Origin of the sequence: Halomonas kalidii, assembly GCF_030010475.1 — a bacterium.
GTDB classification, from domain to species: domain Bacteria; phylum Pseudomonadota; class Gammaproteobacteria; order Pseudomonadales; family Halomonadaceae; genus Halomonas; species Halomonas heilongjiangensis.
In genome coordinates this window covers 66,300-84,575 of sequence record NZ_JASCQN010000040.1, presented here as the reverse complement: position 1 = coordinate 84,575, position 18,276 = coordinate 66,300, and the positions used below count along the sequence as shown (strand labels likewise).

General features: G+C 67.9%; 18 protein-coding genes and 1 tRNA gene. 9 read left to right on the top strand and 10 right to left on the bottom strand.

The features are described from left to right. The first annotated feature begins 176 nt into the window (after positions 1-176). Positions 177-252: transfer RNA gene (locus tag QLQ85_RS11365), tRNA-Ala, on the top strand. A 204-nt stretch (positions 253-456) separates the two neighbouring features. On the opposite strand, the gene QLQ85_RS11360 is transcribed toward QLQ85_RS11365, so the two are convergent. Both QLQ85_RS11360 and argF read right to left on the bottom strand, forming a co-directional pair. Then, positions 457-762: a hypothetical protein gene (locus QLQ85_RS11360; RefSeq protein ID WP_282723803.1), complete on the bottom strand. Its 306-nt coding sequence runs from the start codon at positions 760-762 to the stop codon at positions 457-459. Between the two features lie 96 nt (positions 763-858). After that, positions 859-1,779, bottom strand: coding sequence for an ornithine carbamoyltransferase (gene argF, locus QLQ85_RS11355; RefSeq protein WP_282739085.1), 921 nt, complete (start codon positions 1,777-1,779; stop codon positions 859-861). Between the two features lie 176 nt (positions 1,780-1,955). Here argF and QLQ85_RS11350 point away from each other — a divergent pair, with 176 nt between their 5' ends. Then, the gene (locus QLQ85_RS11350; protein ID WP_102627593.1) at positions 1,956-2,303 is read left to right on the top strand and encodes a Grx4 family monothiol glutaredoxin; all 348 of its coding nucleotides are present in this window, start codon (positions 1,956-1,958) and stop codon (positions 2,301-2,303) included. A 205-nt stretch (positions 2,304-2,508) separates the two neighbouring features. Here the strand turns inward: QLQ85_RS11350 and rnt are convergent, their stop codons facing one another. Beyond that, a complete protein-coding gene (gene rnt, locus QLQ85_RS11345) occupies positions 2,509-3,177 on the bottom strand; it encodes a ribonuclease T (RefSeq protein ID WP_282739084.1) in 669 nt (222 codons plus the stop codon). 210 nt (positions 3,178-3,387) lie between these two features. Between rnt and QLQ85_RS11340 the strand changes: the two genes are divergently transcribed. From QLQ85_RS11340 to QLQ85_RS11330, 3 genes are all read left to right on the top strand, one after another. Continuing rightward, the gene (locus QLQ85_RS11340; protein WP_282739083.1) at positions 3,388-4,608 is read left to right on the top strand and encodes an argininosuccinate synthase; all 1,221 of its coding nucleotides are present in this window, start codon (positions 3,388-3,390) and stop codon (positions 4,606-4,608) included. A gap of 81 nt (positions 4,609-4,689) precedes the next feature. Continuing rightward, complete coding sequence (locus tag QLQ85_RS11335) at positions 4,690-4,980, top strand: HlyU family transcriptional regulator (RefSeq protein WP_282723798.1); 291 nt, start codon at positions 4,690-4,692, stop codon at positions 4,978-4,980. An 84-nt stretch (positions 4,981-5,064) separates the two neighbouring features. After that, positions 5,065-6,201 carry a DUF294 nucleotidyltransferase-like domain-containing protein gene (locus tag QLQ85_RS11330; RefSeq protein ID WP_282739082.1) on the top strand — a complete coding sequence of 379 codons (1,137 nt, stop codon included), beginning with the start codon at positions 5,065-5,067 and terminating at the stop codon, positions 6,199-6,201. Here QLQ85_RS11330 and QLQ85_RS11325 read toward each other — a convergent pair. The 5 genes from QLQ85_RS11325 to QLQ85_RS11305 form a co-directional block, all read right to left on the bottom strand. Further along, complete coding sequence (locus tag QLQ85_RS11325) at positions 6,170-8,944, bottom strand: sensor histidine kinase (RefSeq protein ID WP_282739081.1); 2,775 nt, start codon at positions 8,942-8,944, stop codon at positions 6,170-6,172. The two genes, QLQ85_RS11330 and QLQ85_RS11325, sit on opposite strands and share 32 nt — an antisense overlap. Before the next feature lie 7 nt (positions 8,945-8,951). Beyond that, positions 8,952-9,149, bottom strand: coding sequence for a hypothetical protein (locus QLQ85_RS11320; RefSeq protein WP_282739080.1), 198 nt, complete (start codon positions 9,147-9,149; stop codon positions 8,952-8,954). Next, on the bottom strand, positions 9,146-11,212 hold the full coding sequence (locus tag QLQ85_RS11315; protein ID WP_282739079.1) for a 3'-5' exonuclease: 2,067 nt from the start codon (positions 11,210-11,212) through the stop codon (positions 9,146-9,148). The genes QLQ85_RS11320 and QLQ85_RS11315 overlap by 4 nt, the downstream gene beginning before the upstream one ends. Beyond that, positions 11,212-11,583 carry a response regulator transcription factor gene (locus QLQ85_RS11310; RefSeq protein ID WP_102627601.1) on the bottom strand — a complete coding sequence of 124 codons (372 nt, stop codon included), beginning with the start codon at positions 11,581-11,583 and terminating at the stop codon, positions 11,212-11,214. Before QLQ85_RS11310 ends, QLQ85_RS11315 begins: the two co-directional genes overlap by 1 nt. A 162-nt stretch (positions 11,584-11,745) precedes the next feature. Then, positions 11,746-12,030, bottom strand: a complete 285-nt coding sequence (locus tag QLQ85_RS11305; protein ID WP_282723793.1) for a hypothetical protein — start codon at positions 12,028-12,030, stop codon at positions 11,746-11,748. Positions 12,031-12,234: 204 nt separating this feature from the next. Between QLQ85_RS11305 and QLQ85_RS11300 the strand changes: the two genes are divergently transcribed. From QLQ85_RS11300 to QLQ85_RS11285, 4 genes are all read left to right on the top strand, one after another. Continuing rightward, positions 12,235-13,911 (top strand): carbon starvation CstA family protein, encoded by a 1,677-nt coding sequence (locus QLQ85_RS11300; protein WP_282739078.1) that lies wholly within the window; start codon positions 12,235-12,237, stop codon positions 13,909-13,911. Positions 13,912-13,926: 15 nt separating this feature from the next. Further along, positions 13,927-14,229, top strand: coding sequence for a cory-CC-star protein (locus QLQ85_RS11295; RefSeq protein ID WP_282723791.1), 303 nt, complete (start codon positions 13,927-13,929; stop codon positions 14,227-14,229). A gap of 216 nt (positions 14,230-14,445) precedes the next feature. Then, the gene (locus tag QLQ85_RS11290) at positions 14,446-15,453 is read left to right on the top strand and encodes an ArsA family ATPase (RefSeq protein ID WP_282739077.1); all 1,008 of its coding nucleotides are present in this window, start codon (positions 14,446-14,448) and stop codon (positions 15,451-15,453) included. A 334-nt stretch (positions 15,454-15,787) separates the two neighbouring features. After that, positions 15,788-15,916, top strand: a complete 129-nt coding sequence (locus QLQ85_RS11285) for a hypothetical protein (RefSeq protein WP_282739076.1) — start codon at positions 15,788-15,790, stop codon at positions 15,914-15,916. Between the two features lie 69 nt (positions 15,917-15,985). Here the strand turns inward: QLQ85_RS11285 and QLQ85_RS11280 are convergent, their stop codons facing one another. Both QLQ85_RS11280 and QLQ85_RS11275 read right to left on the bottom strand, forming a co-directional pair. Then, entirely contained in the window at positions 15,986-16,939 is a 954-nt protein-coding gene (locus QLQ85_RS11280; protein ID WP_282739075.1) for an NAD-dependent epimerase/dehydratase family protein, read from the bottom strand. A gap of 42 nt (positions 16,940-16,981) precedes the next feature. After that, positions 16,982-18,274: a TRAP transporter large permease gene (locus tag QLQ85_RS11275; protein WP_282739074.1), complete on the bottom strand. Its 1,293-nt coding sequence runs from the start codon at positions 18,272-18,274 to the stop codon at positions 16,982-16,984. Between the last annotated feature and the right edge of the window lie 2 nt (positions 18,275-18,276).

The following is an 18,276-nucleotide window of genomic DNA, read 5'->3' as shown; positions in this document are numbered from 1 at the left end:
ATCGACTGCGACGACGGATGATGTCTCTGGTAGCGTAAGAGTGACACAACTTCATCCTAAGAGGAATTGGTGCGAGGGGGTGAATATTCTCGTTCACCCTTTTCTTTCGCCTCGGGGTTGACCCGGCCTGTCACCCTGCGTACTATATGCCTCGTTCTCGCACGGCGAGACGGTGTGGGGCCTTAGCTCAGCTGGGAGAGCGCAACACTGGCAGTGTTGAGGTCAGCGGTTCGATCCCGCTAGGCTCCACCAACAAGTTTAGAAGAATCAGCCGCTTGAAGCACTGCTTCAAGCGGCTTTTTCGTGTGCTGGTGTTCTTCGTGTGCCGATACAGTGCTGGCGAAGTGTCCCGCAAGCCTGGCGGGGCGGACCGTGGTGAGGGTGGGCGGCGAGAGAGGGCGTCGCCGATGCTGGAGGGCGGCGCCGTCGTGGGGTCGGTACGCAGGCGGCAGGGGGTCAGGCGCAGTCGGCGGCGCCTTCGCCGAACATGTCGAACAGCAGTTCGCGACCCAGGGCGGTGAGCACGAAGCGGTCCTGCTCGTTGTAGGCGGCGGCCTCGCTGCGCTCGAGGACGCGCAGGCAGGTGGACCAGTCGCCCGAGGCGGCGTGCAGGTCGCGCATCGCGTTGCGGTCGAGGCCGCGGTGGGGAACCGTTACCGACTCCAGGACGTGGCCGTGGTGATAGAGCAGGGCGGCCATGTGCGACAGGCACTGGCGCAGGCTGCGCTGCATGCCGGCCGTGGCGGAAGTGTCGGGTGTCATGCGCTGCATCTCCCTATGACTCCAGTGTGCTGCAGCGCACTATACCACGAGGGACGATATGCGACCAAAGTCTAGTCGGTGATCGGCCGGTGGCGGCTAGCCGTCGACTCGGCCGATCAGCAGGAACTCCAGCAGTGCCTTCTGGGCGTGCAGGCGGTTGCCGGCCTCCTGCCAGACCACGGCGCGGGGGTCGTCGAGCAGCGTTTCGCTGATCTCCTCGCCGCGATGGGCGGGCAGGCAGTGCAGGAACAGCACGTCGTCCCTGGCCAGGTCGAGCAGGGCCTCGCTGACCTGGAGGTCGGCGAAGGCCGCCTCGCGCTTGCTCTGCTCCTCCTCCTGACCCATGGAGGCCCACACATCGGTGGTCACCAGGTCGGCGCCGGTCACCGCCTCGCGCGGGTCGCGGAAGAGGGTAACGCGATCCCCGGCGGCGTCGAGGATGTCCCGGCGCGGCTCGTAACCCTCGGGGCAGCAGATGCGCAGCTGGAAGTCGAACTGGCGCGCGGCGTTGATCCACGAGTGGCACATGTTGTTGCCGTCGCCGATCCATACCGCGGTACGCCCCTTCACGCCCCCCCGCAGCTCGGTCCAGGTCATGATGTCGGCAAGCAACTGGCAGGGATGGTAGTCGTCGGTGAGCGCGTTGATCACCGGCACCGTGCTGGCGGCGGCGTAGGCCTCGAGCCCGGCGTGGGAGAAGGTGCGGATCATCACCGCATCGACCATCTCGGCGAGCACCCGGGCGGTGTCCTCGATGGGCTCGCCGCGGCCGAGCTGGGTATCGCGGGGCGACAGGAACAGCGCATGGCCACCGAACTGCGCCATGGCGGTCTCGAACGAGACCCGGGTGCGCGTCGACGACTTCTCGAAGATCATCGCCAGGGTGCGGTTGGCGAAGGGGGTGTAGGTCGGGCCGTGGGTCTTCAGGCCGTTCTTGATCGAGATGGCGCGTTGGATCAGGTAGCGCAGCTCTTCCGGGCTGAGGTCCAGCAGGGTCAGGAAGTGGCGGGTGGCCATGGGGTCGCTCCACGGGAAAAAACGACCATCCTAGCCAGCGCCGGGGGGATGCGCAATGCGCCCTGCATCAGTAGAATGGACACACTCAATGCCGACGACCGCACTCGGGTATTCCGGGGCGACGGTCCATCCCCGTTCCAGACTCCCACGTTTCAAGCTTCAGAAAGGACAGGCCCATGAGCACTACCGTCGAGAACATCCAGCGTCAGATCAGCGAGAACCCCATCCTGATCTACATGAAGGGCACCCCCCAGCTGCCCCAGTGCGGCTTCTCCGCCCAGACCGTCCAGGCGCTGATGGCCTGCGGCGAGCGCTTCGCCTTCGTCAACGTCCTGGACAACCCGGACATCCGCGCCGAGCTGCCCAAGGTGGCCAACTGGCCGACCTTCCCGCAGCTGTGGGTCGAGGGCGAGCTGGTCGGCGGCTGCGACATCGTGGTCGAGATGTACCAGAACGGCGAACTCGAGAAGCTGGTCAAGGAGGCCGCCGCGCGCGCCGAAGCCAGCGACAAGCCGGAAGCCTGAGCTGGGCTGCACGCCCCACTGTAGGAGCCCGGCTCTGCCGGGCGATGCGTCGCGAAGCGGCGCCGGCGGTGAGTCGAGCCGTTGGCGATCAGCACCTGGGCGCCTGCCGGCGCCAATCGCGCAGAAAATCTGCGCTCCCACAGGAGGGTAGCAGGCCATGGCAGCGGGCCCGTCGTGATCCGGCGGGCCCGCTTGCGTTAGCCGCTTACGGCTGCTCCTCGATGCCCTGCTCGTGCTGGGCCAGTGCCCAGCCACCCAGGTCCTTGTAGCGGTTGACCATGGCGCAGAACAGTTCGGCGGTGCGCTCGGTATCGTAGCGGGCCGAGTGGGCCGAGCTGTTGTCGAACTCGATGCCGGCCGCCCGGCAGGAGCGGGCCAGCACCGTCTGGCCGTAGATCAGGCCGGCCAGCGAGGCGGTGTCGAAGCTCGAGAAGGGGTGGAAGGGGTTGCGCTTGATGCCGCAGCGAGCCACGGCGGCGTTGAGGAAGCCGTGGTCGAAGGCGGCATTGTGTCCCACCAGCACGGCCCGGGTACAGCCGTGGGCCTTGATCGCCTTGCGTACCGGACGAAAGATCTCCCCCAGCGCCTCGGCTTCGGTGAGCGCCACCTGCTGGCGCAGCGGGTCGTCGAGCCTGATGCCCGTGAAGTCCAGCGCCGACTGCTCCACGTTGGCCCCGGTGAAGGGCTTGACGTGGAAGGCGTAGGTGGCATCGGGAATCAGGTTGCCCTCCGGGTCCATGGTCAGGGTCACGGCGGCGATCTCCAGAATCGCATCGCGTTCGGCATTGAATCCGCCGGTTTCCAGGTCCACCACCACCGGCAGGAAGCTGCGGAATCGCTGCGCCATCAGTTCGCGGGCGATCGCCTCGCTCATGCACCTCTCCTTGCGTCATTCCGGCTCGTCACGACCAATGCACCGTCATCCAGGAGCACGGTCGTGTCCCGGTCGGCATCGAATCGCGGCAGTCTAGCAGTTTGGCCTGGCTGCGTCCCGTGGCCGGTATTCGCTGGCGGGCTGCCGCGCTATAATCGATGCTCCATGACGTTCACCGCTGTCATTCATTTCAATTTCAGGAGCCCCTCAATGTCCGATGTCAAGAAGGTCGTTCTCGCCTATTCCGGCGGCCTGGACACATCCGTCATCGTCAAGTGGTTGCAGGAGACCTATGACTGTGAGGTCGTGACCTTCACCGCCGACATCGGCCAGGGCGAGGAAGTCGAGCCGGCACGGGCCAAGGCCCAGGCCCTGGGCGTCAAGGAGATCTACATCGAGGACCTGCGCGAGGAGTTCGTGCGCGACTACGTCTACCCGATGTTCCGCGCCAACACCATCTACGAGGGCGAGTACCTGCTCGGCACCTCCATCGCCCGCCCGCTGATCGCCAGGCGCCTGATCGAGATCGCCAACCAGACCGGCGCCGACGCCATCTCCCACGGCGCCACCGGCAAGGGCAACGACCAGGTGCGCTTCGAGATGGGCGCCTATGCGCTCAAGCCCGGCGTCAAGGTGATCGCCCCGTGGCGCGAGTGGGACCTGACCTCCCGCGAGAAGCTGATGGCCTACTGCCAGCAGCACGATATCCCGGTCGACTTCTCCTCGAGCAAGAAGAAGTCGCCGTACTCCATGGACGCCAACCTGCTGCACATCTCCTACGAGGGCGGCATCCTCGAGGACCCCTGGGCCGAGGCCGAGGAGGACATGTGGCGCTGGAGCGTCTCGCCGGAGACCGCCCCGGACCAGCCCACCTATGTGGAGCTGACCTATGAGCAGGGCGACATCGTCGCCATCGACGGCACCCCGATGCGTCCCCACGAGGTGCTCGAGACACTCAACAAGCTGGGCGGCGACAACGGCATCGGCCGCCTCGACATCGTCGAGAACCGCTACGTGGGCATGAAGTCCCGCGGCTGCTACGAGACGCCGGGGGGCACCATCATGCTGCGCGCCCACCGTGCCATCGAGTCGATCACCCTCGACCGCGAGGAGGCCCACCTCAAGGACGAGCTGATGCCCAAGTACGCCAAGGTGATCTACAACGGCTACTGGTGGAGCCCGGAGCGCCGCATGCTGCAGGCCGCCATCGACGAGACCCAGAAGAACGTCTCCGGCGTGGTGCGCATGAAGCTCTACAAGGGCAGCGCCACCGTGGTCGGCCGCAAGTCCGACCAGTCGCTGTTCGACGAGTCGATCGCCACCTTCGAGGACGATGCCGGCGCCTACGACCAGAAGGACGCCGAGGGTTTCATCAAGCTCAACGCCCTGCGCCTGCGCATCGCCGCCGGCAAGGGCCGCAAGCAGGACTGAGCCCGGCGCCCGCGCCCTCTTCGACGCCGGCTCGCCGCCGGCGTCGTCGTTTCGAGGCTTATCATTGGTGAGGACAGCACAATGTTCAAGAAACTGTTGTCGGGGCTGTTCGGCGGCGGTGACGAGAAGCCGAAGGATGCGGCCGCCGAGCCGGTGGAGTACAAGGGGTTCCAGATCGTCTCCGAGCCCGCCGAGCTGGGGGGGCTGTACCGCGTCAGCGGCTGGATCCGCAAGCCCGGCGCCGATGGCGAGCTCCTCGAGCACCGTTTCGAGCGCTCCGACATGGTGCCCGGGCGCGAGGCCTGCGATCAGCTGATGATCAGCAAGGCACAGCGCTTCATCGACGAGGTGGGCGACGAGATGTTCACTTAACCCTTCGCCCAAGTGCCCCGGCCGCCGCGCCTCGCTACACTTCGGGTATTCGTGAAGTGCGGTTCACGCTGACCCGGAGCCTCCATGCGCCTGCTGCATCGCGCCTCGCCCTGGCGGGACCTCTTCGCCGCCGACGCCCTGCCCGATCCCGCCCGGCTGCCATCGCTGGTCGCGCCGCTGCGCGATGCGCTGACCTCGCTGGGGCCGGCACCGAGTCTCGCCGTCGCCCACCGCTGGCAGGCCGAGCTGGTCGACGCGCTCGACCGCCTCGACCTGCCGGCCTGGCGCATCGCGCAGCTGGTCAGCGACCACAACGATTGGCTCTACCGCCGCGCCATCGACCTCTCCCTCAACGAGATGCAGGGGCAGGGCTGGGGCGCGCCCCCCACGGCCTGGTGCGTGCTGACCCTTGGCTCAGCGGCCCGCCACGAGAGCCTGCTGGCGCCGGACCAGGACAATGCCATGATCATCGCCGACTATCCCGATAGCCGGCACACCGAGATCGACGGCTATTTCCAGGCGCTCGGCGAACGCTTCACCACCCGTCTCGACGAGGCCGGCATCCCGCTGTGCAGCGGCCACGTCATGGCGCGCTGGCCGATGTGGCGCAAGCGGCTCTGCGAGTGGACGGAGCAACTGGCGATCTGGACCGCGGACCGGCGCGTCAAGCGGGTCCAGCAGGCCAATATCCTGCTCGACTTCTTTCCGGTGCGTGGCGAGGCGGCGTTGGCCGAGGCGCTGGCCGACCACGTCGCCAGGCTGATGCCTCGCTCCCCGCTGTTCCTCGACGAGATGGCCGCGCTGCTCGACGAACTGCCGGTGGCACTGGATCGCTTCGGGCGGCTCGCCGGCAGCCGCGAGGGGGCCCCCCACGACCGCGCCCTCAACCTCAAGCACCAGGGCGTGCTGCCGCTGGTCAATGCCGTCCGGCTGCTGGCGCTGCGCCATGGCGTGCGACCGCCGGAGACCCGCGCCCGGTTGACCGACCTGGTGGTGAAGGGGGGGCTGAGCGCCGAGCGGGCCCTGGCCCTGACCGCGGCACTCGAGCGCCTGCAGGGGCTGCTGCTGGCCGAGCAGCGCTTGAACCTCCAGGAGGGACGTCCGGTGGATGGCTGGGTGGATGTCGCCCGCCTCGGCGAGGACCGGCGCCTGCTGCTGCGTCACGATCTCCAGCAGATCCGCGCGCTGGTCAGGCTGGCCCGGGGACGGGCAGCAGGGTAGGGCGGTCGGCCGCCTGCGCCTCCGGCGGCGCGGCCGGCAGCTCCATCACCAGGCAGGCGCCCCCCAGGTGCGGAGCATCCTCCACCCACAGCCGCCCGCCCAGGTGGGCGACGATGCCGCGGCTGATCGGCAGGCCCAGGCCACTGCCCCGCGGGCGACCGCGGGTCTGGCCGCCGCTGCGCTTGATCTGGTGGAACTTCTCGAACACCCGCTCACGCTCGTCCTCGGCGATGCCGGGGCCGTTGTCCTCCACCGCCAGGCGGAAGTGCCCCTTGTGGCGCTCGAGGCGCAACAGCACCCGCGGGTCCTCGTCGGCGGCGAACTTGCCGGCATTGTCGAGCAGGTTGATGATCACCTGCTCGAGCCGGTCCGGGTCGCCGATCACCGGTGCCGTCTCCAGCGCCATCTCGACCTCGAGGCTCACGCCGCGGTTCTCCTGCAGCCGGTGCACGGCGTCCACGCTGTGCCGGGCCAGTGCGGCCAGGTCCAGCGGTTGCGGGGTGAGGGTCAGGCGGCCGCTCTCCAGCCGTGCCAGGTCGAGGATCTCCTCGATCAGCCGCGACAGGCGCTGGCTCTCCAGCACCACCACGTCGAGGAAGTGCTCGCGCTTCTCGTCGGGCAGGTCGCGACCATCGCGCAGGATCTCGGCGAAGGCGCGGATCGAGGTCAGCGGGGTGCGCAGCTCGTGGCTGACCATGGCCACGAACTCGTCCTTGAGCCGGTCGAGCTCGCGCAGCCGCTCGTTGGCGGCGCGCAGCTCCTCGCCGATGCGCGCCAGCTCCCGCGACTTCTGCTCCAGGCGGCGGTTGTACTCCAGGGTCTGGGAGGTGGTGTCGAGGATGCTGAGGATCGATTCCAGGTCGAGCGCCTCGCCGCGCACCACCGAGTTGATCAGCACCCGGGCCGAGGCGCTGCCGAGTGCGCCGGCCAGCGCCTGCTCGGCGCGGGCGATCAGCGCCGGCGGGGCGGGCTGGTCGTCGCCCTCGTGTTCGCCCTGCCGGGCGAAGACCCGCGCCGTGGCGGCGAGGCCCAGGTAGCGATCGAGCAGGGCGCGCAGTTCGCCGCGGGTGGTCTGGCCGTGCCACAGCGAGGTCTCCATCAGTCCCGGGTGCATCGCCTCGGCGAACAGCGCCGCCTGGGTCTGTTCCAGCGGCCCCTGGCGGGTGAAGAGCGACACCCCGACCAGCAGGCCGACGTTGGCGAGCAGGCTCCACAGCAACGAATGGGTATAGATGTCCCAGCCCTCGAGGCCGAACAGCGCATAGGGTCGCAGCCAGGACAGCCCCCAGGGCCCCTCGTCGATGAAGCCGGCGTCGAGCCATCCCGACAGGGCGAAGCCCGGCAGCAGCAGGGTCCAGGCCCAGATCAGGAAGCCGGCGATCAGGCCCAGGGCCGCGCCGTTGCGGGTGGCACCGCGCCAGTACATGCCGATCAGCATGGCCGGGGCGAACTGGGTCGCGGCGGCGAAGGAGACCAGGCCGATGGTCACCAGGCTGTAGGAGTCGCCGATCAGGGCATGGTAGAGGTAGCCGAGCAGCAGGATCAGCACGATGGCCACGCGGCGGATCCCCAGCAGCCAGCCGGCGAGCTCGCCACGGGACCCCAGGTGAAGGCGCCGCGAGCGCAGCAGCAGCGGCATCACCAGCTGGTTGCTGACCATGGTCGAGAGCGCGATGGTCTCGACGATCACCATGCTGGTGGCCGCCGAGAGCCCGCCGATGAAGACCAGCAGCGGCAGCCCATCGAGCCCGGCGGAGAGCGGCAGGGTGAGCACGAAGCTGTCCGGGTCGCTGCCCGTCCCGCCGAGCAGCAGCCCAGCCATGGCGATGGGGATCACGAACAGGTTGATCGCCAGCAGGTAGAGCGGGAAGAGCCAGCTGGCGCGCTTGAGATGCCGCTCGTCGACGTTCTCGACGACCAGCACCTGGAACTGGCGGGGCAGGGTGAGGAAGGCGAGGAAGGCCAGCACCAGCATGCCGACCCAGCCGACGGCGCCGCCCGGCACCGCCTCGAGGCTCAGGGCGTCGGCCAGGGCCGGTACCGCCGCCACGCGGGCGAAGAGATCGCCGGGGCCGTTGAACAGCACGAAGAGGGTGAACACCCCGACCGACAGGAAGGCGACCAGCTTGACCAGCGACTCGAAGGCGATGGCCGCGACCATGCCCTCGTGGCGCTCGCTGGCGTCGAGGTGGCGGGTGCCGAAGAGGATGATGAACACCGCCAGCACCAGCGCCACCCAGAACGACTTGTCGTGCCAGAAGCTCTCCTCGGCCAGGCTCAGCGCGGCGGCCTCGGGGTAATTGACCAGCACCGCGTGGCTCAGGGTGATCGCCTTGAGCTGCAGCGCGATGTAGGGGGTGATGCCGATCAGCGCGATCAGCGCCACCAGGGCGCCCAGGCTCGAGCTCTTGCCGTAGCGGGCGCTGATGAAGTCGGCGATGGAGGTGATGCGCTGGGCGCTGGCGATGCGCACCATCTTGCGGATCACGAAGGGCGCCATGAGCATGGCGAGCGTCGGCCCCAGGTAGATCAGCAGGAAGCTGGGCCCGTGCTCGGCGGCCCGGCCGACGCTGCCGTAGAAGGTCCAGGCGGTGCAGTAGACGGCGATCGACAGGGCGTAGACGGTGGGCGAGCCGATCAGCGAGCGACCCTGCTCGGCGCGGCGGTCGCCCCAGGCGGCGATCACGAACAGCAGCGCCAGGTAGCCGAAGGCGACACTCAGCACCACCATGTCTCCCCTCATGGTCCGGTCACTCCTCGTGGCGCCGTTCCATCAGCCAGGCGGCCAGGGCGATCACCGCCCCCCAGGCGAGGAACAGGTAGAGGGGCAGCCAGGAGAGCCCGGCGGCCGGGGGGCGGTCGACCACCAGCAGCAGCGGTGGCGAGAAGAGCAGGGTCGCCAGCACGATCAGGGCGATCAGCCGCTCCTTGAGCCGGGGGGTCGTCATGCGCTGGCATCCTCCCGATCGAAGGCGGTCGCCTGCAGCGCCAGCACCTGTTCGAGGGTATCGAAGCCGCGGGCCTCGAGCCGTGGCAGCAGCGCCAGCCACAGCTCGGCGGTGACCCTGGCATCGCCCAGGGCAGTGTGACGGGCCCCCGGGGGGATCATCAGGCCATAGCGCTCGGCCAGGGTATCCAGGTCGTGGCCGTCGATGGCCTCGTCGAGCGCCCGGGACAGCAGCAGGGTATCGAGCACCGGCATCTCGAAGCGCACCCCACCGTCCGCTGGCTGGATCGCCAGCAGGTCGAAGGCGGCGTTGTGGGCGAGTATCACCGCCTCGCCGATGTAGTTGCGAAAGCGCGGCAGTGCCACGTGCAGGGGCGGGGCGCCGGCCACGTCGCGGTCGGTCAGGCCGTGGATGGCGGTGCTGGCCGGCGGAATCGGCCGGCCCGGGTCGACGCGGATGTCGAAGACGTCGCTGGCCAGCAGCCGGGCGTTGACCACGCGACAGGCGCCGATGCTGATCACGCGGTCGCCGCGCCGCAGTTCGAGGCCGGTGGTCTCGGTGTCGAAGGCCACGACCTCCAGCGCCCGCAGCGAGCGGCCGGCGAGCTCGGCGTCCGGGGGCGGCAGGTCGGCGATGCCGAAGTCGTGGAACTCGGGCCGCGGCGGTGTCCGTGGGCGCGGTGCCCCGACCCGCTCGGTGGCCGGCAGCGGCAGGCGCAGCCGGGCGTGCTCGCCGTCAGGGTCGGCGAGGCTCCAGGCGTCGCTGTCGTGCTGGCGCAGCACATCGCCCACCCGCGGCACGAGCGGCAGGGCCTCCAGGGGCGTGCGGCTCCAGTCGGCGAGCTGGCGTTCGCCCAGCGGCGGGCCACGCCACACCAGGTCGAGGTAGACCCGCTTGTTGCCGAGGCAGATCTCGCCCTCGATGTCGCCGCCGCCGGTATGCGCCGCCAGCCGTTCGAGCAGCGAGCCGAGCAGCACCAGTAACGCCGTGGCGTCGCCCTTGAGCCAGGCCGGCATGCCGATCGGCACGACCCTGCGGCCGTCGCCGGCGTGGCGCTCGTTGAGGGCGTCCCAGAGGTCGTTGGACCACAGCGGCACCAGCCGCTCGCCCTGGCGCTGCATGTCCTCGATCAGCGCTCCCATGCGTTCGATGTCGCGACCCAGCGCCAGGCTCTCCTCCTCGACCACCGTCTCCAGCCGCTGGCGCAGCTCGCTCGACTCGCCGTCGGGGCGCAGGCTGGACAAGGCGTCGGCGGCGCTGGTCAGGCTGGCGCTGTGGCGGCGCAGCAGCAGCAGGGTGTCGACCAGTTTCCCCCGGGCGCCCATCTCGCTGGTCCAGGCGGCGGTGGTATCGGTGAGCGTCAGCAGGGTCTCGCCGTTGCTGCCGGGGACCCGGCGCAGGATGGCGCACAGCCAGCGCTCGTCGCAGGGCACCAGGATCTCGCGCGGGGTGCCGTCGTCGGGCAGCTGGCCCAATGCCTCCTGCAGGCTGGCCACCGGGAGCAGCGCATCGAGCCGCTTGCCGAGACCGAGCCCGGGGTGGCCCTCGAAGAGGCTCTCGGCGGCCTGGTTGAAGAGCAGCAGGCGACGGTGGTGGTCGCAGAGCAGCAGGGGCGTGTCCAGTACCTGGAGCAGGGCCTCGAGTTCCTGGCGGATACGGGCCGCACTGCGCGCGCCCTCGGCATGGGCCGTGGCCAGGCGATTGCGGTCCGCCCGCCAGGCGTCGCGGATCCGTACCAGGTCGGGGCCCAGGCCGCGCAGCCAGCCCTCCGGCGGGTAGTCCTCCCGGGCGTCGGGGTTGGCCACCAGCCGCGCCAACTGGACCTGCAGGTGGCGCAGCGGGGTGAACAACTGGCGTTCGAGCAGCAGGCCGACCAGGAAGATGGTGCCGCCGCCCGAGAAGCAGCCCAGCCAGAGGACCCAGCGGGCCAGCCCCTGGGGCTGGAACAGGCTGTCGAGCCAGAGGGCGAACACCGCCCCGCCGAACAGGCTGATGCCGCTGAGCAACAGCCACAGTCCCACCAGCCGCTGGCGCCTGGGCAGGCCGGAGAGACGACGCCCCATCAGCGAGCCTCGTCGAGCAACGTCTTGACCTTCTCCACCAGGGCCTGGGTGGAGAAGGGCTTGGTGATGTAGTCGTCGGCCCCCAGCGCCATGCCCTTCTCGCGCTCGACCTCGCGGCCGTGGGCGGTGAGCATGATGATCGGCAGGCGGGCGTGGGCCGGGTCGGCGCGCAGCCGCTCGAGCACGTCGAAGCCGCTGATGCCTGGCAGGCTGATATCCAGCAGCATCAGGTCGGGGGCCCCCTCGGCCACCCTGGCCAACGCCCCTTCGCCGTCCTCGGCGGTGACCACCTCGAAGCCGGCCTGTTGCATCAGGAACTCCAGCGACAGGACGATGTTGGGCTCATCGTCCACCACCAGGACCTTGGCCATGGGCGCTCTCCTCGTCAGCGTGCTTCTATCATGCGTTGTTACCGATCAGTCTAGTGGGCGGCCAGGGCGCGGCAAAGACGACCTTGGCAGGAGAACCGGCGCAGAAAATGCTGGCCGAGGCGGCCAGCAGCAAGCGGCACGCCGGCGTACGGGGCGGGGCGATCAGCGACCGTTGTCGCCGTTCCCGGTGTCGCGGACCTTCGGCCCCAGCGGACCGAGCCACAGCCAGATCTGCACCACCACCAGCACCGGCAGCAGCCAGATCGGCGCCCCCACGGTCGAGACCAGCACGTAGTGGATGAAGAAGGCAGTGATCCCGGCGATCAGCCCGACCATCGGGAACAGCAGGGGGCGCTTGCGGCCGGCCAGGCGCGAGAGGCGAAACAGCGAGCCGATGAAGGCGCCGAAGGCGGCCGCCATGGCCAGGGGGATCAGCAGTTCTTGCATGTCGAGTCTCGTGCCGTGGGCAGGAAGAGGCAGTGTCGCCAGCGTAGCGTTTTCGCGGCGCGGCTGCCCCTTCGACTTTTGATGTAATTCGCTTACACAAGGATGGACTTATTCATCCGGGGTCACCATTCTGCTGCCTGGACGCGTCTTGCCAAACATGCAGGCCGTACAGAACAAGGACATCCTTACCAAGGAGCTTCCCTGATGAGTGCAATCGTTCTACTTGTCCTGGGTCTTGCCGCGATGGCGGCCGGGTACCTGCTGTACTCGAAGTTCATCGCCGAGAAGATCTATCGCCTCGATCCCGATTACCAGACGCCTGCCCACGAGTTCGAGGACGGCGTCGACTTCGTGCCCACCAACCGTTTCGTGCTCTGGGGCCACCACTTCACCTCCGTGGCGGGGGCTGCCCCCATCGTGGGGCCGGCCATCGCGGTGATCTGGGGCTGGCTGCCGGCCTTCCTGTGGGTGATCGGCGGCACCATCTTCTTCGCCGGGGTGCACGACGCCGGCGCCATCTGGGCCAGCGTGCGCAACAGGGCCAAGTCGGTCGGGGCCCTGACCGGCGACGTGGTCGGCAAGCGCGCCCGCAGCATCTTCATGATCGTCATCTTCCTGGTGTTGCTGATGGTCAACGCGGTGTTCGCGTTGGTCATCGCCGGGCTGATGATGAACTTCTCCAGCGCCGTGGTCCCGGTGTGGGGCGCCATCCTGGTGGCCCTGGTCATCGGCCAACTGATCTATCGGCGCCTGCTGAGCCTGCCGATGGTGTCGATCATCGGCGTCGTGGCGCTCTACGCGCTGATCGGCATCGGGCCGTCCGTGCCGCTGCAGATGCCTGCCGAGGTGGCCGGGCTGTCGGGCAACGCGGTGTGGATCCTGATCCTGTTCGGCTACGCCGCCATCGCCTCGCTGCTGCCGGTCTGGGTGCTGCTGCAGCCGCGCGACTACATCAATGGCCTGCAGCTGTTCATCGGCCTGATCGTGCTCTACGGCGCCATCGTGCTGATGAATCCGACCCTGGTGGCCCCGGCCTTCAACACCAACGTGCCGGCGGGCACGCCGTCGCTGCTGCCGCTGCTGTTCGTGACCATCGCCTGCGGCGCCATCTCCGGCTTCCATGGCCTGGTCTCGTCGGGCACTACCTCCAAGCAGCTCAGCAAGGAGACCGACGCCCGCTTCGTCGGCTACTTCGGTGCCGTGGGCGAGGGCATGCTGGCACTGGCCGCGATCCTCGCCGCCACCGCCGGCTTCGCCACCTTCGCCGACTGGGAGGCGATGTACACCGCCTTCGGCCAGGGCGGCGTCAACGCCTTCGTCGAGGGTGGCGCCTTCATCATCCACAACGGTCTCGGCCTGCCGGAAGCGACCGCCGCGACCCTGCTCACCGTGATGGCGGCGCTGTTCGCCGGCACCACCATGGACACCGGCCTGCGCCTGCAGCGCTACATCTTCCAGGAGTGGGGCGAGATCTATGACCAGGCCTGGATGAAGAAGCCGGCCATCGCCACCCTGCTGGCGGTGGGCAGCTGCCTGCTGCTGGCCTTCGGTGCCGGTGGCGCCGACGGCTCCGGCGGCCTGATCATCTGGCCGCTGTTCGGTACCACCAACCAGCTGCTGGCCGGCCTGACCCTGCTGGTGATCACGGTGATGCTGGTACGCCTGCGGCGCCCGATGATGTACACCCTGGTGCCGCTCTGCTTCCTGCTGGTGATGACCATCGCCGCGCTGCTGATCCAGCTGCGCAGCTTCCTCGAGCAGGGCAACTATTTCCTGCTGGTGCTGGACATCGTGGTGCTGATCGCGGCGATCATGGTGGCCATGGAGTGCGCCTCGGCGCTCAAGCGCTCTCGCGCCGAGGTGGCGACCGAGCAGCAGTGAGGCAAGGAGGGTGAGATGAACGACGATCATGGCAAGGGGCATGATCCTCGTCGCGAACGGATTCGGGCCTGGCTGAGCCAGGCCCGTTTCTTCGCGGAGGAGGTCTACTCCGCCCGCTACCGCGGCGCCATCGCCCGGGCCCGGCGCGACGAGGACGACCTGTTCATGCTGCTGGTGTTCTCCGAGATGATGGGCGTCCCCAACCCGGCCGCCTACTACACCCTGGAGCTCCAGCCGCTGTTGCTGGAGCGCTTCCACGACTGGCACCGGCGCATGGGTATGGAGCACTCGCCGCTGGATCACTTTCGTTGCTGCTGAGCCGGTACTGGCGCTGCTGAAAGATGGGAAGACTTCGGTACTACTTTGCCAACGCTGGAGAACCCTGCGGGGTCAGACCCCGGCGGTATCGGTTCCGCTCGCTCAGTGCACTACGACGGGCCTGACGTCTTGGTTGGGGTCTGACCCCACAGGGGCGGTCTCGGCGCTTGCTCCATGCAGCCTTAGCCCCGACGTTTCAATTGCTTGAGAGATGACATGAAAGAACTGCTGGAAAAGCGCCTGCTGTGGGTGGGCGGCAAGGGCGGGGTGGGCAAGACCACCGTGGCCGCGGCCTTGGCGGTACTCGCCGCCCGGCGCGGCAAGCGCGTGCTGGTGGTCTCCACCGACCCGGCCCACAGCCTGGGCGATGTCTTCGACCGCGAGCTCGGCGACACGCCGCGGCGCCTGCTGCCGGGCCTCGACGCCATGGAGATCGACCCCGACGCCGAGGTCGACGCCCACCTGGCGCGGGTCACCGAGCAGATGCGCCGCTACGCGGCCCCGGAGATGATGGCCGAGCTCGAGCGCCAGATGCGGCTGACCCGGCAGTCGCCGGGCACCCAGGAGGCGGCGCTGCTCGAGCGGTTGTCGCGACTGGTGACCGCCGACGACGTCGACCACGACCTGGTCATCTTCGACACCGCCCCCACCGGCCATACCCTGCGCCTGCTGACCCTGCCCGAGGCGATGGCGGCCTGGACCGACGGGCTGCTCGCCCACAACCGCAAGTCGGAGGAGCTGGGACGCGTGCTCTCGCACCTGACGCCGAAGCGTGGGCGTGACGTGGCGACCCCCTTCGACGACCCCGAGCAGGACCCGCTGGCCGATCTCGACGAGCGCACCCGCGACGTGGCACGCACCCTGATCGAGCGGCGGCGGCTCTTCCATCGCGCCCGGCGGCGCATCGAGGACGCCGAGGAGACGAGCTTCCTCTTCGTGCTGACGCCGGAGCGGCTGCCGATCCTCGAGACGGCGCGCGCGGTCGAGGCGCTGGAGGCGGTGCATGTCCCGGTGGCCGGCACCCTGGTCAACCGGGTCATTCCCGAGGACGCCGACGGCGACTTCCTGCGTGCCCGCCGCGCGCAGGAGGCGACCTATCTCGCGCGCATCGACGCCGAGCTCGGCCACCTGCCGCGGCCGCGCCTGCCCTGGCTGCCCACCGATGTCCAGGGGATCGAGATCCTCGAGGGGCTGGCCGATCGCCTGGAGGCCGAGGGGTTCTAGCATTGTCTGAAAAGTCGGCGAGCGATGGTCAGACAAGGCAAAAGTCAGCGACAAATCGTCAGGATTGACGATTTGGGCAGCTCCGCTGCTCGAAGAGCGAGCGACTCCCGTAACCTGGGGGTACGCGGCAAAATGGACAAGAAGGATAGCGTCGTGCTGGCACGGTATGGCGCAACTCTGAACTGGTCTAATCAGCCAATTGTCGTTTATGGCTCCGTGGTGTGCTTCGTTCCTCAGAATCGTACTCCATTCATAACAAGAAATGGTCCAGTGGCTGTTACTTGCCGAGAGCGTGAAGGTCGCAGGCGAAACGTCATCGGCCACCAGCCAGCACATGGCTCGCCAGGGGTGGGGCGCGGTGATCCACTGCTATGAAGACGCGCTGGATGAATACCCCCGTGAGCACGGGATCTACGGCGAGTACCGGGGCATGGGCGCCATGCCACGCGCGGCGCGACGGTGACGCCACCGCGCTCGCACCTGGCACCCAGGCCTTTGTAGGAGCGGCTTCAGCCGCGATGGCGGGGCCACCTCAGCCGGCGTTGGTTTTCAGCCACTGCCAGTAGTCGCGGATGCCTTCGCGGATGTCCGTGAACTTGGGCGTAAAACCGATCTCCTGCTGGGCCAGGGTGATGTCCAGTGGCGCTCCCCTGACCACGAAGGGGCCGGGGCCGAGCTGGACGTTGGACCGCTTGCCGATGATATCCGCCACATGTTCGACGATCTGCAGGTGATCGACGGTGACACCACTGGAGATGTTGAAGTTGCGGTGGGTGACGCTCTCCTTCTCGAACAGCTTGACGATCCCGGCCGCCGTGTCGTGGACATGGGTCCAGTCCAGGGTCTGCTCGGAGCCGTTGGGCGCCTGGATGTCGTCGAGCCCTTCCAGCGGGCCGAACAGCGCCTGGTAGACCAGGTGCATGTGCGAGGGGCGCTTGCCCGGGCCGTAGACGAAGAACAGCCGCGCGTTGCGCACGTCCATACCGAAGGTATCGCTGTATTGCAGGCCGTAGAGCTCACCAGAGATCTTGGTGGCACCGTAGAGGTCGGTTGCCTTGTAGGGGGTCGCTTCGCTCTGGGGGCCGGGGGCATCGCCGTAGACGGCGCCGGAGCTCATGTTGACGACCTTGTCGATGCCCAGGATCCGGCAGATCTCGAGCACGTTCAGGGTGCCGGTGGCGTTGATCGAGATGTGCTTGAAGGGGCGTTGCTGGAAGTGCGGGCCGGCGATGACCGAGACGCCGTGGATCACCCCTTCGAGGTCGTCGCGATGACGCAGCAGGAGCTCGAACATGCTGTGATAGTCGAGGACATCGACGCTTTCCAGCACCAGCTTGTCGCGGACCTCCTCCAGGTAGTCGAGCCCCAGCCGGTCGAAATGGTTCGCGGCCATGTCGCAGAGGATGACCTGCTTGCCTTGCTTGGCCAGTTGGTAGGCCACCCAGGAGCCGACGTGGCCGAGCCCCCCCGTGATCAGAACGGACATGATGTGAATCTCCTCGGTTGTCTCGGACAGGCGTTGCCTGCCCTAGTTGAGTACCAGGTCGGGCAGGAACATGACGATTGCCGGAAAACAGATGATGATCAGCAGTACCACGAAAAGCGGGATGTAGAACGGCATGGTTTCCCGCACCAGGCCCGCGAAGGACATGCCGGTGATCTTCTGTATCGTGAACAGCACGGTACCGACCGGGGGCGTGATCAGGCCGATCATCAGGGTGAAGATCATCACCACACCGAAATGCACCGGGTCGATGCCGTACTGCACCACCACAGGCACCAGCAGCGGGGTCAGCAGGAACAGCGCCGGCACAGAATCGATGAACAGCCCGATCAGCAGAATGAACAAGGCCAGCAACAGCAGCAGTGCCAGCGGGTCGGTCACGGTGGCCAACAGGAAGTCAGCCACCAGCGAGGTGACCTGGTAGCGTGCCAGAACCCAGCTGTACAGGGCGCTGCCGGCGATGATGAACAGCAGGGCTGCGGTGTCGATAGCGGTGGCACGCAGGATCTTCAGGAATTCCCGGAAGCTGATCGAGCGATAGACCAGAAACGAGATAATCATGCAGTAGAGCAGGGCGACCACCGAGGCCTCGGTGGGGGTGAACACGCCCGACAGGATGCCCACGATGATGATCAGGGGCGTAAGCATCGGCAGCAGGCCACGCGATATGGCGAGGGTGAACTCGCTCAGGCGCGCCCTGGCTCGGGTGGGGAAGCCGCGGCGATGGGAGATGATGGCGACCATCACCATCAGGCCCAGCCCCATGAACAGCCCGGGAATGATGGAGGCCAGGAAGATCGCGGCAATCGAGGCATTGGCCAGAGCGCCGTAGATGACCGCGGGGATGCTGGGCGGAATGATTGGGCCGATGGTCGCCGAGCTGGCGGTAACCGCGGCACTGAAGCCGGTCGGGTAGCCGTCATCTTCCATGGCCTTGATCTCGAGCGCCCCCAGCCCCCCGGCATCGGCGACCGCCGAGCCCGACATCCCGGCGAACAGCATGCTGGCGACGACGTTGACATGCCCCAGGCCCCCCTTGAGGTGACCGACCATGGTGCGGGCGACATCGAAGACACGATCCGAGATGCCGGCGCTGTTCATCAGCCGCCCGATGAGCAGGAAGGCGGGAATGGCCAGCAGGGTGAAACTGTTGACCCCATAGAGAGTGCGCTGGGAGATCATTTCCATGGGAATGGAATCAAAGCCACGGGTATAGCCCAGCACCAGGGCCGAGGAGGCGATCATGGCGAATGCCACGGGCACCCCCAGCATCAGCAGGACGATCAGGCCGACGAACATGATGACGAAGACTTCCATGG

What these genes read in the sequence shown, in the direction of transcription:
- QLQ85_RS11360 (WP_282723803.1), bottom strand. Translation starts at nt 762, where the DNA reads ATGACACCCGACACTTCCGCCACGGCCGGCATGCAGCGCAGCCTGCGC.
- argF (WP_282739085.1), bottom strand. Translation starts at nt 1,779, where the DNA reads ATGGCCACCCGCCACTTCCTGACCCTGCTGGACCTCAGCCCGGAAGAG.
- QLQ85_RS11350 (WP_102627593.1), top strand. Translation starts at nt 1,956, where the DNA reads ATGAGCACTACCGTCGAGAACATCCAGCGTCAGATCAGCGAGAACCCC.
- rnt (WP_282739084.1), bottom strand. Translation starts at nt 3,177, where the DNA reads ATGAGCGAGGCGATCGCCCGCGAACTGATGGCGCAGCGATTCCGCAGC.
- QLQ85_RS11340 (WP_282739083.1), top strand. Translation starts at nt 3,388, where the DNA reads ATGTCCGATGTCAAGAAGGTCGTTCTCGCCTATTCCGGCGGCCTGGAC.
- QLQ85_RS11335 (WP_282723798.1), top strand. Translation starts at nt 4,690, where the DNA reads ATGTTCAAGAAACTGTTGTCGGGGCTGTTCGGCGGCGGTGACGAGAAG.
- QLQ85_RS11330 (WP_282739082.1), top strand. Translation starts at nt 5,065, where the DNA reads ATGCGCCTGCTGCATCGCGCCTCGCCCTGGCGGGACCTCTTCGCCGCC.
- QLQ85_RS11325 (WP_282739081.1), bottom strand. Translation starts at nt 8,944, where the DNA reads ATGAGGGGAGACATGGTGGTGCTGAGTGTCGCCTTCGGCTACCTGGCG.
- QLQ85_RS11320 (WP_282739080.1), bottom strand. Translation starts at nt 9,149, where the DNA reads ATGACGACCCCCCGGCTCAAGGAGCGGCTGATCGCCCTGATCGTGCTG.
- QLQ85_RS11315 (WP_282739079.1), bottom strand. Translation starts at nt 11,212, where the DNA reads ATGGGGCGTCGTCTCTCCGGCCTGCCCAGGCGCCAGCGGCTGGTGGGA.
- QLQ85_RS11310 (WP_102627601.1), bottom strand. Translation starts at nt 11,583, where the DNA reads ATGGCCAAGGTCCTGGTGGTGGACGATGAGCCCAACATCGTCCTGTCG.
- QLQ85_RS11305 (WP_282723793.1), bottom strand. Translation starts at nt 12,030, where the DNA reads ATGCAAGAACTGCTGATCCCCCTGGCCATGGCGGCCGCCTTCGGCGCC.
- QLQ85_RS11300 (WP_282739078.1), top strand. Translation starts at nt 12,235, where the DNA reads ATGAGTGCAATCGTTCTACTTGTCCTGGGTCTTGCCGCGATGGCGGCC.
- QLQ85_RS11295 (WP_282723791.1), top strand. Translation starts at nt 13,927, where the DNA reads ATGAACGACGATCATGGCAAGGGGCATGATCCTCGTCGCGAACGGATT.
- QLQ85_RS11290 (WP_282739077.1), top strand. Translation starts at nt 14,446, where the DNA reads ATGAAAGAACTGCTGGAAAAGCGCCTGCTGTGGGTGGGCGGCAAGGGC.
- QLQ85_RS11285 (WP_282739076.1), top strand. Translation starts at nt 15,788, where the DNA reads ATGGCTCGCCAGGGGTGGGGCGCGGTGATCCACTGCTATGAAGACGCG.
- QLQ85_RS11280 (WP_282739075.1), bottom strand. Translation starts at nt 16,939, where the DNA reads ATGTCCGTTCTGATCACGGGGGGGCTCGGCCACGTCGGCTCCTGGGTG.
- QLQ85_RS11275 (WP_282739074.1), bottom strand. Translation starts at nt 18,274, where the DNA reads ATGGAAGTCTTCGTCATCATGTTCGTCGGCCTGATCGTCCTGCTGATG.